The 15,733-nt window shown below is 69.6% G+C and carries 10 protein-coding genes and 1 pseudogene; 2 read left to right on the top strand and 9 right to left on the bottom strand.

The window, feature by feature from the left end; translation table 11 throughout:
• Positions 1-60: 60 nt before the first annotated feature.
• The 5 genes from ACFRMN_RS08995 to ACFRMN_RS08975 form a co-directional block, all read right to left on the bottom strand.
• The gene (locus tag ACFRMN_RS08995) at positions 61-1,104 is read right to left on the bottom strand and encodes a LacI family DNA-binding transcriptional regulator (RefSeq protein ID WP_383015539.1); all 1,044 of its coding nucleotides are present in this window, start codon (positions 1,102-1,104) and stop codon (positions 61-63) included.
• Positions 1,105-1,205: 101 nt separating this feature from the next.
• On the bottom strand, positions 1,206-2,267 hold the full coding sequence (locus tag ACFRMN_RS08990) for an ABC transporter permease (RefSeq protein WP_383015536.1): 1,062 nt from the start codon (positions 2,265-2,267) through the stop codon (positions 1,206-1,208).
• Positions 2,264-3,238, bottom strand: coding sequence for an ABC transporter permease (locus ACFRMN_RS08985; protein WP_383015533.1), 975 nt, complete (start codon positions 3,236-3,238; stop codon positions 2,264-2,266). The genes ACFRMN_RS08990 and ACFRMN_RS08985 overlap by 4 nt, the downstream gene beginning before the upstream one ends.
• The gene (locus ACFRMN_RS08980; RefSeq protein ID WP_383015530.1) at positions 3,235-4,845 is read right to left on the bottom strand and encodes a sugar ABC transporter ATP-binding protein; all 1,611 of its coding nucleotides are present in this window, start codon (positions 4,843-4,845) and stop codon (positions 3,235-3,237) included. The genes ACFRMN_RS08985 and ACFRMN_RS08980 overlap by 4 nt, the downstream gene beginning before the upstream one ends.
• 176 nt (positions 4,846-5,021) lie before the next feature.
• Entirely contained in the window at positions 5,022-6,107 is a 1,086-nt protein-coding gene (locus tag ACFRMN_RS08975) for an ABC transporter substrate-binding protein (RefSeq protein ID WP_383015527.1), read from the bottom strand.
• A 605-nt stretch (positions 6,108-6,712) separates the two neighbouring features.
• On the opposite strand from ACFRMN_RS08975, the gene ACFRMN_RS08970 reads away from it, so the two are divergent.
• Positions 6,713-9,058 (top strand): AbfB domain-containing protein, encoded by a 2,346-nt coding sequence (locus tag ACFRMN_RS08970; RefSeq protein ID WP_383015524.1) that lies wholly within the window; start codon positions 6,713-6,715, stop codon positions 9,056-9,058.
• Between the two features lie 80 nt (positions 9,059-9,138).
• Here ACFRMN_RS08970 and ACFRMN_RS08965 read toward each other — a convergent pair whose 3' ends face one another.
• Complete coding sequence (locus ACFRMN_RS08965) at positions 9,139-12,507, bottom strand: LamG-like jellyroll fold domain-containing protein (protein ID WP_383015521.1); 3,369 nt, start codon at positions 12,505-12,507, stop codon at positions 9,139-9,141.
• On the opposite strand from ACFRMN_RS08965, the pseudogene ACFRMN_RS08960 reads away from it, so the two are divergent.
• Positions 12,414-12,758, top strand: a pseudogene (locus ACFRMN_RS08960) (SRPBCC domain-containing protein); the annotation flags it as partial. The gene ACFRMN_RS08965 and the pseudogene ACFRMN_RS08960 sit on opposite strands and share 94 nt — an antisense overlap.
• A 12-nt stretch (positions 12,759-12,770) precedes the next feature.
• On the opposite strand, the gene ACFRMN_RS08955 reads toward ACFRMN_RS08960, so the two are convergent.
• The 3 genes from ACFRMN_RS08955 to ACFRMN_RS08945 all read right to left on the bottom strand — a co-directional run bounded on the left by ACFRMN_RS08955 (position 12,771) and on the right by ACFRMN_RS08945 (position 15,635).
• The gene (locus ACFRMN_RS08955) at positions 12,771-13,946 is read right to left on the bottom strand and encodes an epoxide hydrolase family protein (RefSeq protein ID WP_383015518.1); all 1,176 of its coding nucleotides are present in this window, start codon (positions 13,944-13,946) and stop codon (positions 12,771-12,773) included.
• A 310-nt stretch (positions 13,947-14,256) separates the two neighbouring features.
• Positions 14,257-14,823, bottom strand: a complete 567-nt coding sequence (locus ACFRMN_RS08950; RefSeq protein ID WP_383015515.1) for a snapalysin family zinc-dependent metalloprotease — start codon at positions 14,821-14,823, stop codon at positions 14,257-14,259.
• A gap of 215 nt (positions 14,824-15,038) precedes the next feature.
• A complete protein-coding gene (locus ACFRMN_RS08945; RefSeq protein WP_383015512.1) occupies positions 15,039-15,635 on the bottom strand; it encodes a GNAT family N-acetyltransferase in 597 nt (198 codons plus the stop codon).
• Between the last annotated feature and the right edge of the window lie 98 nt (positions 15,636-15,733).

Genomic DNA, 15,733 nt, shown 5'->3' with positions numbered 1-15,733 from the left:
AGCGTGGGCCGCCCGGGCCGCGGCGCGTACGTACACGCCCCGGGGTCCCGCCGCCGCGCTTCAGACCGGTCCCGTCTTCCCGGGGTCCGGGGTCCTTCGGGACGCGGTCGATTCGCGGACGACCAGGCGGTAGCCGGGGCGGGGCCTGCGGGGTTCGGCCACCGGCTCGCCCGAGAGCCGTTCGACGAGGCTGTCGACGGCGAGCCGGGCGATGGCCTCCTTGTCCGGGGCGATGGTGGTGAGCGTGGTGGTCCCGTACCGGCTCTCCTCGATGTCGTCGAAGCCGACGACGGCGACGTCCGCGGGGATGCTCAGACCGCGCTCGGTGAGCGTGCGCATCGCTCCGATGGCGATGAGGTCGTTGTAGGCGAAGACGGCGTCCGGCCGCTCCCCGCGGTCGAGGAGCGCGGCCATGGCGGCGGCGCCGTCCTCCCGCCCGTAGCCGTCGGTGACGATCACCAGGCTCTCGTCGGGCGCGATACCCGCGGCCGCCAGCTCCTCGCGCCAGCCGCGCAGCCGCAGATGTGCCGGCTGGCGTTCGCGGCCGGTGCGTGAGCCGAGGAAGGCGATACGGCGGTGGCCGTGGTCGAGGAGGTGCCGTACGGCCGCGCGGGCCGCCGTGACGTTGTCGATGGCGATGTGGTCGTACGGGGCCTCGTACTCGCGCTCCCCCAGCAGGACCAGGGGCGCCGTCTCGGAGCGCGCCATGAGGTCCTCGGTCTCCAGATGGATCGGGCTGAGGATGAGTCCGTCGATCACATGCGAACGGAACCCCTGGCAGACCAAGAGCTCGTTCTCGCGCAGGCCGCCGGTGTGGTCGACCAGCACGGTGTAGTCGTGCCGGGCCGCGGCGTCGACGACCGCGCCGGCCAGTTCGGCGAAGTACGGGTTGCCGAACTCGGGTACGGCCAGGGCGATGATGCCGGTGCGCCCCTTGCGCAGATGGCGTGCGGTGAGGTTGGGCCGGTAGCCGAGTTCATCGATGGCCCGCTGCACCTTGGCACGCATCTGGGGGGTGACATGCTGATAGTTGTTGACCACGTTCGACACGGTCTTGATGGACACGCCCGCCCGTTGCGCAACGTCCTTGAGGCTGACGCTCACGGCACTCCTTGACTCGACAGGGAACCCGGCCCCGGTGAGGTCCGGGGACCTGGGGTGGCCGGGTCCCGGTGGCCGGACGGCCACACGGAACCCGGCGTGGTTCAGGTGGTTCTGCGACTGCGCGCCAGATAGCGCTGTGCCACGACGACAACGATAAGGAAGCCGCCGCTCACCACCGACTGGTACGAGGAGTTGAGCGAGCCGATCTGGTTGATCAGGTTCTGGATGACGGCCAGCAGCAGGACGCCCCAGAGCGTGCCGCTGATCGACCCGGCGCCACCGATGAGGAGCGTGCCGCCGATCACGACGGCGGAGATGGCGTCGAGTTCCATACCGACACCGACGATGGTGACGCCCGATGACAGCCTGGCCGCGTTCAGCGCGCCGGCGAGTCCCGCCAGCAGTCCGCTGAGCGTGTAGACAAGGATCTTGGTACGGGCGACGGGCAGCCCCATCAGCGCGGCCGCGTCGCCGCTGCCGCCGACCGCGAACAGCGACTGCCCGAACGAGGTCCGTTGCAGCACCAGTCCGCCCGCCCCGAACAGCACCAGGGCGATCAGGAGGGGATAACCGAACCCCAGGACGCTGCCCTGCCCGAGCTCGGCGAACGCGGAGTCCTTCGGCACCAGATAGGTGGTGGCGCCCTCGTCCGTGAGGGCGAGGAGCAGCCCGCGGGCCGCGAGCAGCGTGGCGAGCGTGACGATGAAGGGGGCCATCCCGGCGCGGGCGATGAGGAAACCGTTCAGCAGCCCGATCGCCCCGCACACCACGAGGGGCACCAGGAGCGCCGTGAAGAAGCCCCATTGCGAGGCCCAGGCCGCGAGCACACCCCCCAGTGCGAACACCGATCCGACCGACAGGTCGATGCCGCCGGTGATGATGACCAGGGTCATGCCGAGGGCGACCACGGCGAGGAACGACGCCTGGACGGTCACGCCGCGCGCGTTGTCGAGGGTGGCGAACGTCGGGTAGACGAACGAGGCGACGAGGATGACCGCGAGAAGGACCGCGAGAACGCCCTGACGCTGTACGAGCCCGGCGAGCCGCTGCTTGAGAGGCGTCTCGGCGGCGGGCACCTCGCGGGGAGCCGCGCCGCCGGCCGGTGCGGGCGTCTTCTTCGGCGCCGGGGCGGGAGCGGGCGGAGCGGGTGTGGTTTCGTTCATCGGGACCGACGCTCCCGGGCGACGTAGACGGCGGCGATGATGATGGCCGCCTGGGCGATCTGTGCGGTGGAGTCGGGCAGGTCGTGCTTGACGAGGGTGGCGCGCAGCAGCTGCATCAGCAGGGCGCCGGCCACGGTGCCCAGGACCCGGATGGAGCCGCCGTTCAGCGGGGTTCCGCCGACCACGACCGCCGTGATGGCGGAGAGCTCCATGAGGGTGCCGAGCGAGGAGGGGTCGCTCGCCGTCAGCCTGGCCGTGGCGAGGATCCCCGCCAGGGCCGCCAGCACGCCGCAGAGTATGTACACACCCATCAGGACCCGTTTGACCGGCAGTCCCGCGAGGGAGGCGGCCGACCGGTTTCCTCCGACGGCGACGATCTGACGGCCGAAGGTGGTGCGCCGCACCAGGAAGGCGACGGCGACGGCGAGCACCCCGGCGATCAGTACCACCAGCGGGACACCGAGGAAGGATCCGGTGCCGAGCGCGAGGACGTCGGGGTTGACGATCTGCTTGAGCTGGCCGTCGGCCATGACCAGGGCGAGGCCCCGGCCGCCGACGAACAGGGCCAGGGTGGCGACGATGGGCTGCAGCCCGATCAGTGCGACCAGTGAGCCGTTGACGGCTCCGACGACGGCCCCCGCGAGCAGGGCCACGACAAGCCCCGGCACGAGACCGTATCCGAGATAGAGCGGGAGCAGGGCGGCCGCGAGCGCCATGGTCGAGCCGACCGACAGATCGATGCCCTCGGTGCCGATGACCAGGGCCATGCCCAGCGCCACGATGACGATGGGCGCGACCTGGACGAGCTGGGTGCGCAGATTGTCGGCGGTCATGAAGTGCTCGGTGAACAGTGCGTTGAAGACCAGCAGTACCGCCACGGCCGCGTACACGCCGTACTCCTGGTACCAGGCGGGGTCACGGAGCCGGGCCAGGGGGCGCGCTGGAGTGGGGGTGAGAGTGGCCTGGGTCATCGCGGATCCTCCTGTGCGGCCGGGGCCTTCCCTTGGGACACCGGCGAGTGGTCGGCGAGCACTTCGAGCAGTTGGCTCTCGCCCACGTCGTCACCGGACAGTTCGCCCGCGACGGCCCCGCCGCGCAGGACGACGATCCGGTCGGCGCCCTCGATGAGTTCCTCGATGTCCGAGGAGATGAGCAGCACGGCCAGGCCCTCGCGGGCGAGTTCGTCGATGAGGCCCTGGACCTCGGCCTTGGCGCCGACGTCGATGCCCCGCGTCGGTTCGTCGAGCAGGAGGACCTTGGGTTCCAGGCAGAGCCAGCGGGCCAGCAGGACCTTCTGCTGGTTGCCTCCGGAGAGTTCGCCGACCTTCTGTTCGGGACCGGCGGCCTTGATCCGCAGCCGCTTCATGAAGATCTCGACAACGCGGTCCTGCTTGCGCCGTGAGACCACTCCGGCACGGGAGAGACGGGGCATGGCGGCGAGTACGATGTTCTCGCGCACGGAGAGGCCGGGGATGATTCCCTCCGCCTTGCGGTCCTCGGGCAGCAGACTGATGCCCGCCCGGATGGCGCCCGCGGAGGTCAGCCTGCGCAGCCTGCGGCCACCGACGGTGAGTTCGCCCCCGTCCAGGCTCAGCGCTCCCGCCAGGGCCTTCACCGTCTCGCTGCGCCCGGAGCCGAGGAGGCCGCCGAGGCCCAGCACCTCCCCGCCGTACAGCGAAAGGGAGACGTCCTGGAGAAGGTGGCGGCGGGTGAGGCCATGGGCGGTGAGTACGGGAGTGCGCTCCGCGTCATGTCCCTCGGCGGCGAAGCCGGTCACGCCGTCGCGTCGGACCTCGGCCATGTCGCGGCCGAGCATCATCGACACGAGCCGCATCCGGTTCAGCTCCGCGAGGTCTCCGGTGTGGATGTGGCGGCCGTCGCGCAGGACGGTGACGCGGTCGCAGATCCGGTAGAGCTCGTCCATACGGTGGCTGACGTAGATCACGGCGATGCCCTGGCCGCGCAGGCCGGCGATGACCCGGAACAGGGTCTCCACCTCGCGCGGTTCCAGGGAGGAGGTGGGTTCGTCCATGACGACCACCCGCGCGTTGACGGAGACGGCGCGGGCCAGCGCGACCATCTGCTGGGTGCCGATGCCCAGGGTGTGCAGCGGTCGGCGCGGGTCGACGTGGACACCGAAGCCGTCGAGCAGTTCCGTGGTCTCGCGGTGCATCCGGCCGAAGTCGATGAGGCCGAAACGGTTCTTGGGCTCCCGGCCGAGGAAGATATTGCGCGCCACGCTCATCAGCGGGACGAGGTTGACCTCCTGGTAGATGGTGGAGATGCCCGCCTGCTGCGCCTCGAACGGCCGGGCGAACCGCACCTGTTGACCGGCCATCCGTACCTCGCCCTCATCGGGCCGGTACACGCCGGTCAGCACCTTGATGAGGGTGGACTTCCCGGCGCCGTTCTCGCCCACCAGGGCATGGGTCTCGCCCGCGCGCAGGGAGAAGGAAACGTTGTCGAGCGCGACGACGCCGGGGAACCGCTTGCTCACCGCGTGGGCTTCGAGCACGGTGCCGGCCGCCGGCCGGGTGGTCTCCTCCGGCGGCTGGGCTGCTGCTTCGGGTGGTGCCATGGGTCTTGTTGGCCTTCCGCTGTTCCAAGGGGGTGGGCCCGGGACCGCCGTGGCGGGTGGGGCGCCCCGGCGGCCGTAGAACGGAGCAGTCAGTGCCCCGCACCGCGCGACGGAGCAGTCAGTGCCCCGCACCGCGCGACGAAGGAGTCAGTGCCCTTCGCCGAGCGGCGAAGGGGTCAGAACGCCCCGCCGAGGGACGCCTTCGCGTTGGACTCGTCGTACGCGCGGTCCGCGATGATCACGTTCTCCGGGATCTCCTCGCCCGCGTAGAACTTCTGCGCGGTGGCGAAGGCGAGCGGCCCGAAGCGCGGGTTCGACTCGATGACCGCGTTGTACTCCCCGTTGACCAGCGCCTGAACGGCGTTGCGGGTGCCGTCGACCGAGACGATCTTGACGTCCTTGCCGGGCTTCTTCCCGGCCGCCTTGAGCGCGGTGACGGCGCCGAGACCCATCTCGTCGTTCTCCGCGTAGACGGCGGTGATGTCGGGCTTGGACTGGATGAGCTGTTCCATCACCTGCTGGCCCTTGTCCCGGGCGAACTCGCCGGTCTGCTGGGCGACGATTTCGAGGCCGGGCGCCTTGGCCTTCACCTGGTCGACGAAGCCCTTGGTACGGTCCGTGGTCACGTTGTTCCCGGAGGCGCCGAGCAGGATGGCGACCTTGCCGCTGCCGCCGGTCGCCTTGATCATCGCGTCGGCGGCACGCTTGCCCTGCTCCACGAAGTCGGAGCCGAGGAAGGCGACATAGTCCTTGCAGGCGGTGGAGTTGACCTTGCGGTCGATGGTGAGGACCGGCACCTTCTTCGCCGCGGCGGCCTTGAGCGCCGGTTCCAGCCCGTCCGAGTTCAGCGGCGCGACGATGAGGAACTGGGCGCCCTGGGACAGCATGTCCTGGATGTCGCTGATCTGCTTGGAGAGCTGCGACTGCGCGTTGGTGGTGAGCAGCTTCTTGACGCCGACCTTGGCCGCCTCGTCCTTGATGGACTGGGTCTCGGCGATACGGAAGGGGTTGGCCTCCTTCTCCGACTGGGAGAAACCGACCACCGCGTCCTTCAGATCCAGCTTCGGCGCGCCATAGGTCTGCAGCGAGCAGCCCGAACCGGACGTGGCATCGGGGGTCTTGGCCGCCTGGGCTCCCTGGCCGCTGTCACCGCCCGCGTTGTCAGTGGTCTCCGACTTGGAGCAGCCGGAGACGGCGAGCGTAGCGGTGGCGGCGAGCACGCAGGCCACGGTGAGAGTACGGGATCGGCGCTGGTTGATCATGCGCGGGACGCTCCTTGGCGGGATGACGGCACTCCGGTCGGGTGCGGTCGGGCAGGGCAGGGCACGGACGGGGCGGGGGGCGGCACTGAACGGTGGTGCTGCACGGTTGCGCTGAACGGTCATCAGCCGCGTCAGGGCTGATGACGCCGCATCCTCACAGCCCGGCCACGAGCGGTGACGAGGGCGGTCGTGAGAGTCCGCGCTGCCTGTCGGCGGCTCGGTTTACAACGTTATATAGGCGCTGCGGCGCAGGCTGCAAGAGAGTTGTCGATGCGTTTCCAAAATGTGTCGGCCGCGCGCACCGGCCGGGGGTTTCCGACCGGGCGGGCGGGCAGCGGACGTCGGGTTCCGCGACAGCTCTGGACACTCGTTCGACGGCGTGCTGTCATACCGCCGACCCGCAACCTTCCAACGTTGCAAGCGAGTTGCCCCCGCACCACCGGGAACCGCACCCCAAGCCGCACCACCGGAAGACGCACCCCAAGACGCACCCAAGACGCACCACGAGCCGCATCATCACCCGCACGACCGCCGCACGACGACCCGCACCGCTCCCCCACGCCGGTCCGGCCGCGGGGAGCGTCATCCGTGGAGGAGACGTACCGATGAAGCGTGTGCCCATCCCCGGCCGCCGGCCGTGGTGGAGACGTCTGACCGCCGCGACCGGCATGCTGACGCTGGTGGCGACCGCTCTGGTGGGGGGCGCGACGACCCCCGCCCAGGCGGCGCCCTGGACGCCGAAGCCCGCTCCGATGACCACGCCCTGGACCGATCAGGTGCCCCTCGACAACCCGCTGCCCGAGTATCCGCGCCCCCAGCTCACCCGCCCCGACTGGACCAATCTCAATGGCATCTGGGACTTCGCGGTGACCGGCCGCGACGCCGGCCAGCCGTCGACGTTCGCTGACCAGATCCGGGTTCCGTTCGTCGCCGAGTCCGCGCTCTCGGGCATCCAGCGCAGAATCACCGAGAACGACAAGCTCTGGTACAAGCGCGCCTTCACCGTCCCCGCGAACTGGACAGGCCGCCGGGTCCAGCTCAACTTCGGCGCCTCCGACTGGCAGACCACCGTCTGGGTCAACGGCACCCAGGTCGGGGCGCACAAGGGCGGGTACGACGCGTTCTCGTACGACATCACGCCCCAGCTGAACGGCGGTACGAACACCGTCGTGGTCTCCGTCCACGACCCGACCCAGACCGGCGGCCAAGCGGTCGGCAAGCAGCGGATCAACGACGTGAAGCCGCATCCCGGCGGGGGCATCTTCTACACCGCCGCTTCCGGTATCTGGCAGACCGTCTGGCTGGAACCGGTCGCCACCGCGCACATCACCCGTCTCGACATGACACCGAACCTGGGCGACAGCACCCTCCGGGTGACGGCGCGGGCCGCCGCGGCGAACGGCCGTAGTGTCCGGGTGACGGTCTCCAGCGGCGGGAACGTGGTCGGTACGGCGACCGGCGCCGCGGGCGCGGAGATCTCCGTATCCCTCGCCAACCCCCGGCTCTGGAGCCCGGAGGACCCGTTCCTCTACGACGTCCGGGCCGAACTGCTCGACGGTGCCGCGGCCGTCGACTCCGTCGGAAGCTACGCGGGGATGCGGTCGATCGCCACCGCGAAGGTCGGCAATATCCTGCGGCCCGTACTGAACGGGAAGTTCGTCTTCCAGACCGGCACCCTGGACCAGGGCTACTGGCCGGACGGCATCTACACCGCACCGACCGACGCCGCGCTGCGGTCGGACCTTCAGGCCCACAAGGACCTGGGCTTCAACATGGTGCGCAAACACATCAAGGTCGAGTCCCAGCGCTGGTTCTACTGGGCGGACCGGCTCGGGCTCCTGGTCTGGCAGGACATGCCGGCGATGGACACCGGGAAGAGCCCCGACACGGCGGCCCGCGCCCAGTGGGAGGCCGAGTACCGCGCGATCATCGATCAGCACCGCAGCTCTCCGTCCCTGGTGATGTGGGTCAACCAGAACGAGGGCTGGGGACAGTACGACCAGGCCAGGATCGCCGACGAGGTAACGGCGTACGACCCGTCCCGCCTGGTCAACAACATGAGCGGGGTCAACTGCTGCGGCTCGGTGGACGGGGCCAACGGGGATGTGGTCGACAACCACATCTACGTCGGCCCCGGAAACACCGCCCCCAGCGCCACCCGGGCCGCGGTCCTCGGCGAGTTCGGCGGGCTCGGGTACAAGGTGCCGGGGCACGAGTGGTATCCGGGCGGCGGCTTCAGCTACGAGGATCAGCCGAGCCTCGCCGCCCTCAACGACCGCTTCGTCGGTCTGCTCGACAGCATCCGCGTCGGTCAACTGCCCGCGGGGCTCTCCGCCTCGGTCTACACGGAGATCACGGACGTCGAGAACGAGGTGAACGGTCTGCTCACCTACGACCGCCAGGTGATGAAGGCCGACGCCGCACGGGTCAAGGCGGCGAACCAGGCGCTGATCCAGGCCTCCCGGACACCCGTCCCACCGGTCACCCTGCCCACCGGGCAGTACCGGTCGCTGCGGGTCACCACCCCGGGCCACACCGACAAGTACCTGCGCCACTACGAGCAGCTCGCCTACACCGCGGTCGTCGACGGCGGCAGCGACGGACTCCTCAAGAACGACGCGACCTGGAAGGTCGTCACCGGTCTCGCCAACAGCAACTGCTATTCGTTCGAGTCCCGCAACTACCCCGGCGAGTATCTGCGGCACCGGGACTTCCGTGTCCGGCGGGACGCCGACGACGGCTCGGCCCTCTTCAAGGCCGACGCCACCTTCTGCGCGGTCGCGGGCCCGGGCGGCGTGCGTCTGTCCAGCGCCAACCTCCCCGGCAGCTATATCCGTCACATCAACTCCGAGGTGTGGCTGGCCACTCCGGGCGGCGGTCACGCCTGGGACAACCCGGCCACGTTCACCGAGGACACCACTTGGGCGGTGGAGGGTCCTTGGGCGCCCTGATCTGAGCCTCCCCGCGGGCCGTGAGGGTCACGGAGGCGGCCCGGCGGCGACCACTCGGTCACCGCCGGGCCGTGCTTGCATTACGGCTGTTCGCCGTCGTGGAGCGTGCTCACCTCCGCCGCGGTGAGCGCCTTGTCGTACACCCTCACCTGATCGACGGAGCCGTTCCAGAAGTCGACGTTCCCACCGTTCCACTTGGCACGGCCGACGGAGAGCGGCCCGGTGCCGACATCGGCGGGGCCGGCCGGGGCCGTCGCCGCGAGCGTGCCGTCGACATACAGCTTCAGGTCGTCACCGTCACGTACACCGACGAGGTGGTACCACTTCCCCGTCTCCGGCTTCATCTCCAGACGGGCGCGGTGGCCACCCGGGGTGCTGAAGGCGAACGCGCCCTGGCCGTACTGGAGATAGAAGGGATTCTCCGTCCGCCGGCCGTCCTGGCTGACCACCGTGGCGTAGTTGCCGGGAAGCGAGTCGAGCGTCGCCCACGCGGACACCGAGTAGTTCTCGGTGGTGTCGACCACGGGGCCGCGGGTCTCGGCGTACTGCCCCTGGCCGTTGAACCTGAGCGCGGAGCCCCGTACACCCGGCGCCCAGGTGGTGCCCTCACCGAGGGTCAGGGACGCCTTGTTGGGGCCGCTGTCACGGGCCGTCGTGCCCTTGTTCTCATCCAGCGACCAGGCGGCGCCGCCCTTCAGGCGGTCGCGGTCACCGGCAGCCGCGCCGGCCGCGATGATCCGCTGATTGATCTGCCGCACCGGTTTCGGGTCGACCTTGATCTCACGACGGTCGTATGTCCAGAACCCGTTGAGCTCGTTCTCCAGGTCGCTGACCTGGGTGTAGACGGAGCCGGACAGTTCGGCGCCGGCCGCGGCGAGATAGTACGTACGGGTGTTCTCCACGTACTTCGCCGTCAGCGCGGCCTTGTCCGCGACCCCGCTGTAGATCGCCGCGGGAGCGCCCGGCCACATGTGTCCGGCGGTACGGAGTGTGAAACCACCGTGCTCACCGTCCATCGCGGCGCGGTGGTCGGGGAACGGCGCGTCGTTGTTCAGGTAGTCGTGGTGGTCGATGATGTCGCCCTTGCCCGAGTCACCCTTGGACGAGCAGCAGTTGACCCCGCTGTGGGCGTTGACGACCCGCGACGGATCGTCGGCCTGGACGGCCTCGGTGATCTTCCCGGTCTCGACCCGGTCCCACTCGCCCCAGCCCTCGTTGAAGACGATCCAGCCGCCGATCGAGGGCGCGTTGTGCAGCTGCTTCATCATCTCCTCGCCCTGCGAGAGGAACGCCTGCTTGCCCTGATCGCCACTGATGTCGCTGGAGACGAAGTCCTGCCACACCAGCAGACCGAGCGTGTCGGCGTGGTAGTACCAGCGGGGTGACTCCACCTTGATGTGCTTGCGTACGGCGTTGAAGCCGAGGTCCTTCTGCGCCTTCAGATCGAAGGAGAGCGCGGCGTCACTGGGCTGGGTGTACAGCCCGTCGGGCCAGAAGCCCTGGTCCAGCATGGCGAGCGAGAAGAACGGCTTCCCGTTGAGTACGAGCTTCTGGTAGCCGCCGACCTTCTCGACCCGCAGGGAACGCATCCCGAAGTAGCTGTCGACACGGTCAGTCGACCGGCCGTCCGTCAGGCTCACCTGGAGGTCGTAGAGGTACGGGTCGTCCGGCGACCAGAGGCGCGGGTTCTTGACCGGCAGGGTCAGCGCACGGTTGGCCGGTCCGGTGACCGTACCGACGACCTTGCCCTTCGTGTCGCGGGCGACGGCCTTGATCCGGGCGCCGGCCGAGGCGCCGGTGGAGTTGACGGTCACCGCGAGGGTGCCCTTGTCGATGTCCGGGGTCGTGGTCAGGGAGTCCACCGCGGCGGGCGCGACCGGCTCCATCCAGACGGTCTGCCAGATACCCGAGGACGGGGTGTAGACGATCCCGCCCGGGTTGGTGGACTGCTTGCCCTTCGGCTGATTCGGTCCGGTGACATCGGTGACCGCGACGATGATCTCCTGCGGTCCACTGCCCTTGACCGCGTCCGTGATGTCGGCGGTGAACCCGGTGTAGCCGCCCGTGTGTTCGGCGACCTTCTCGCCGTTGACCCAGACGGCGGCCTGGTAGTCGACGGCGTCGAAGTTGAGCCTCAGCCGCTTGCCGCCGTCGCGTCCCTTGCCGATGGACCAGTTCTCCGGCACGGTGACAAGCTTGCGGTAGAACATGTGATCCTCGTGCCGCTCAAGACCCGAGAGCTGGGACTCCACCGGGAACGGCACGATGATCCGCTCGCCGAGCCGCTTACCGAAAGGCGGCTGCTCGCCCGCGGTGGCTCCGGCGAACTCCCAGGGGCCGTTGAGGTTCTTCCACTGATCGCGCACCTGCTGCGGCCGGGGGTACTCGGGCAGCGGGTGGTTACGGTCCAGCTTGTCGCCCCACGTGGTGGTCAGCCGGTGCGTGGACCGGTTCTTGGCGGTACGGCTGATCTCGGGGACGGTTTCGCCGCCTGCCCGCAGACCCCCCGCACCGTCATACACGACGCGGACCTGCTGTCCCTTCTGGACGGGCGCCGGCGGCGTGACGATCAGGGCCTTGGGGTTGTCGGCCGCTCTGGCCACCGACTTCACCGGCATCGGTGAGGTGTCGGCCTCGATCTTCAGATGGTCCTTGACGCCGCCGATGTTCTCGACCTTGTCGTCGAACGTCGCCTGGAGTCGCCGGCCGTCCTCGGCCACGCTCAGCGCGACCGGGTAGACCTCGAAGTCGGCGGGCGGTGTGAACGCCTCCTCCGGCACGATCTGCTTCTTCAGGTCCTGGCTCGCCCAACGGAGGAACATGTTGGCGCCGCCGGTGTCCTGGAACATCTCCAGCCGGAACTCATGGGGTTCTCCCGCGGTCAGCGCGATCGGCTCGCTGTGCTGCTCGACGTCCCAGTCGGGCTGCCAGTGGTCGATGACCACCTCGCCGTCGACGAAGAGCCTGAACCCGTTGTCGCCGATCGCGGAGAAGGTGTAGTCACCGGTCGCCGGGGCTTCGATCTGCCCTGTCCACCGGGCCGTCGTGTGCTCGGTGCGCCCGGTGGTGGACTCGAACGTGCCGGTGAGACCAGGGAAGTTGATCTCGGGGTCCAGTGCCGCGCCACCGAGCTCGGCGAAGTCGCGAGCCCCCGGCGCGGACATGCGGAAGTACTCCCCCTTCAGACCGTGCACCTCGGTGGCCGGGTCGTCGGACGCGAAGGCGGTCACGGTCGCGGAGGCGGAGGCGGCACCGGCGGCCGGAGCGGCGGCGGCTGCCGGGACCAGGGTGGCGCCCACGGGCAGCAGTAGCGCGGCGGCACACGCGAGTGCTCGAAGCAGCGTTCGGGGGCGAAGTGGTTGTCGTCTCAAGGGTCTCAAGGCGTCGTCCTCGTCGAAGGGACAGAAGTGCCTCGCACCTGCGGGATGCGGCAGCACACAGTCGAACATTGAGCCACAGCCCCAAACACATAACAACAGTCGTGCATGCACATTTTCAACGATGGAAAACAGCTGGGGGTACGGCCCCGACCACGAAGGGAGTCGCGGCGGGTGAGGCTCGTACGGTGCTGTCGCGGCGTACATATGACGCCGAAGTCGCCGCTGTATGGGACGCGCTGACATCGCCCGACCGGATCGGACGATGGTTCCTGCCGGTCAGCGGGGAGTTCAAGGCCGGCGGGCGGTACCGTCTTCGTACTCGGCGGCCGCCCTCAGGCCATCGCCGCCGCCCGGAAAGGGCGGAAGAAGGCGCGCAGTTCCTCCGCGTAGAGCTCGGGCTCCTCGAACGGCGCGAAGTGCCCGCCGCGCGCGGGCTCGGTCACGCGCACGACGTTCGTCGTGCGTTCCAGCCACGCCCGCGGCGGCCGGACGATGTCGCCGCGGAAGAGCGAGAAACCGGACGGAACCTCCACCCGGCGAGCGAGCTGAGCGGGCGGAATGGCGGCGTTCGCGTGGTACATGCGCATCGACGAGCCGATCGTCCCCGTGAGCCAGTAGAGCGTGACGTTGGTGAGGATCTCGTCCTTCGTGAAGCAGCGTTCGACGTCACCGTCGCAGTCGCTCCATGCCCGGAGCTTCTCGACGATCCAGGCGGCGAGCCCGGCCGGCGAGTCGGTGAGCCCGAAGGCGGCGGTTTGCGGCTTCGTGCGGTGGATGGCTCCGTACGCGCCCTCCGTCGCGCCCCAGGCCGCGACGTGCTCGAACCAGGCGCGTTCTTCGGGCGTGAGGTCCGCCGGGTCGCCGGTGAAGACGGGCAGGCCCCCGTCCATGCGGTGGACGGCGACGACCCGATCCGGGTGGTCGAGCGCGAGGTAGCGGCTGACATGGCTGCCGATGTCCCCGCCCGCCGCGCCGAACCGCGCGTAGCCGAGGTTGCCCATCAGTTCGGCCCACAGACCGGCGACGGCGATGGAGTTGAGCGGCGGGCCGGTGGGGCGGTCGGAGTATCCGTAGCCCGGCATGTCGGGCACGACCACGTCGAACGCGTCGGCGGGGTCGGCGCCGTGCGCGCCGGGATCGGTGAGCAGCGGGATGACCTTCGAATAACGCCAGAACGAGTCCGGCCAGCCGTGGCTGAGGACCAGCGGCAGAACGGGCCCGGCCGGCGCGGCGGCCCGGACGTGCGCGAAGTGGATCCCGAGGCCGCCCAGCCGGACGCGGAAGCGTGGGAACCGGGCGAGCGCCGCCTCCTGCGCCGACCAGTCGAAGCCGTCCGCCCAGTAGGCGACGAGCTCGCGGAGGTAGGCGAGGTCGGTCCCGAGCGACCACCCGGCGTCCTCGGGCGTATCCGGCCAGCGCGTCGCGCGCAGCCGCGCGCGGAGGTCGTCGAGTGCCGCGGGGGTGGTCTGCGGGGTGAACGGCTCGGGACGGGGCGGGGCTTCCGGCATGGGACGCACCCTACAAGCCGCGTCGCGCGCCGGTCCGCGAACGCGCTGACCAGGCCGCGAGGGTGGCCCGGTTGAGCGCGTGCACGGTGATGGCCAGGCCGGGATTGTCCCGTTCCCTCAGTCACACGGAGCCGTCGGCCTCCGGGTCGGCCGTCGTGTCCGGGCGCCCGGCCGTCCGGCTCAGGTGCGTACGGGCCGACCTGTGCGCGGTCTGGCGTTCGCCGGCCCGGGCGACCGCACCGCACGCCCCGGAACGCGATCCGCGCTCCGGGGCATACGGCCAGTCGAGTCCAGGGGCCCGCGCCGTGTGTCAGTCCACGATCATGACGTTGAGCGGCACCGCTCCGGCCGTCGGTGCGAACGCGCCGCCGAAGTTGCCCTCGACCTCCGCCTTCTCAGCGGTGTTCGGGTAGGGGTTGGTGCAGGCGGTTCCCGCGGTGGAGCCGGACATCAGGCTCGAACACGGCCCGGGCTTGCGGTCCGGCAGGCCCAGGATGTGGCCCAGTTCGTGAGACGAGATGCGTATCGTGTCGTAGCCCTCGTCCACGGCCTGCCGTCCGATGTAGACGGTTCCGTTGCCCAGTGAGGTGGTGATGGCGCGGGGCCAGCCGTTGTCCGCCAGGACCCGTATGTTGGCGCGTTGCCCGGTCGCGGCCGGCCGCAGTTCGACAGCGTCGACACTCTCGTTCCAGATCGCCGCGCCCCGGTCGACCGCGGACCTGAACTCCGCGGAACCGCTGGCGTCGTAGGTGACCACACGCGCGGCCAGGGCCTTGTCCGCGTCCGCGGAAGGAGCGGCCACGGCCTGGCCACCCATCAGGGAAAGGGTCAGGGCGAGGGTGGCGACGAACCCGCTGGTCAACTTACGGACGTGCATGGTCGACCTCCTTACAGGAGAGATGAGATGGTCGTGAACATGACATGACGTCCCCTGCTCACTGCCCAGGGAGGACCGACACCAATCCGTCAATCCAGCGGCCGAGCCGAAGACCGCGGCCTCCGTGGGAAGTGCCGGAGGGCGTCGTCGCCCACGCACCCTCCAAGGGCCGGACGTTGGCGAATCGCGAACGCCGGCCGCGCGGAGTCCGGTGATCACGCCCCCGATGGGGCGGTTGTCTTGGCGATGACCCTGGCGCGCAGCCTGTCCCGAACCGCGGGCCACTCGTCCGCGAGAAGGCTGTAGTAGAGCGAGTCGCGACGAGTGCCGTCCTGGCGCCGCATATGGCTGCGCAGGGTTCCTTCGTAGACCAGGCCCAGACGGGTCAGGGCTTGCTGGGAACGCTCGTTGAGATTGTCGGTGCGCAGAGCGAGTCTGGCGAGTCGCAGGTCATCGAAGGCATGGCTGAACAGCAACAGCTTGGACTCAGTGTTGTATGGACCTCCCCAGCAGGAACGATCGAACCAGGTCGCGCCGATCTCGGCGCGGCTGTCGGCCAGGTCGATGTCGTACAGACTGGTCGAACCGATCACCGTGCCTTCGTCACGGCGTTGCACCGCGAAGCACCGCCGGGCGGGATCCGCGATCATCCGGCTGAGCAGCGCGTGCGTCTGCGTCACGGTTTCAGGACGCGGCCGGGGCATCCATCGCCATACATCAGGGTCGGACGCGGAGGGAAAGAGGGCTTCCGCGTGGTCGGTGGACAACGGGACGAGACGGACGGTCCTACCGAGGAGAGAGTTGTCATTCACCGCGAACACATTAGAGCCGGCGATCACGATCAACGCTCGCGGCCGGGCGAACCGCCCTCCCCCGCAGAGGAAACGCAGATCTTCCCGGCCTGTCGTCA

The organism is Streptomyces sp. NPDC056835 (assembly GCF_042789485.1).
Taxonomy (GTDB): Bacteria; Actinomycetota; Actinomycetes; order Streptomycetales; family Streptomycetaceae; genus Streptomyces.
Note: the sequence above shows the minus strand (reverse complement) of the source record. Positions and strands in the feature narration are given on the sequence as shown.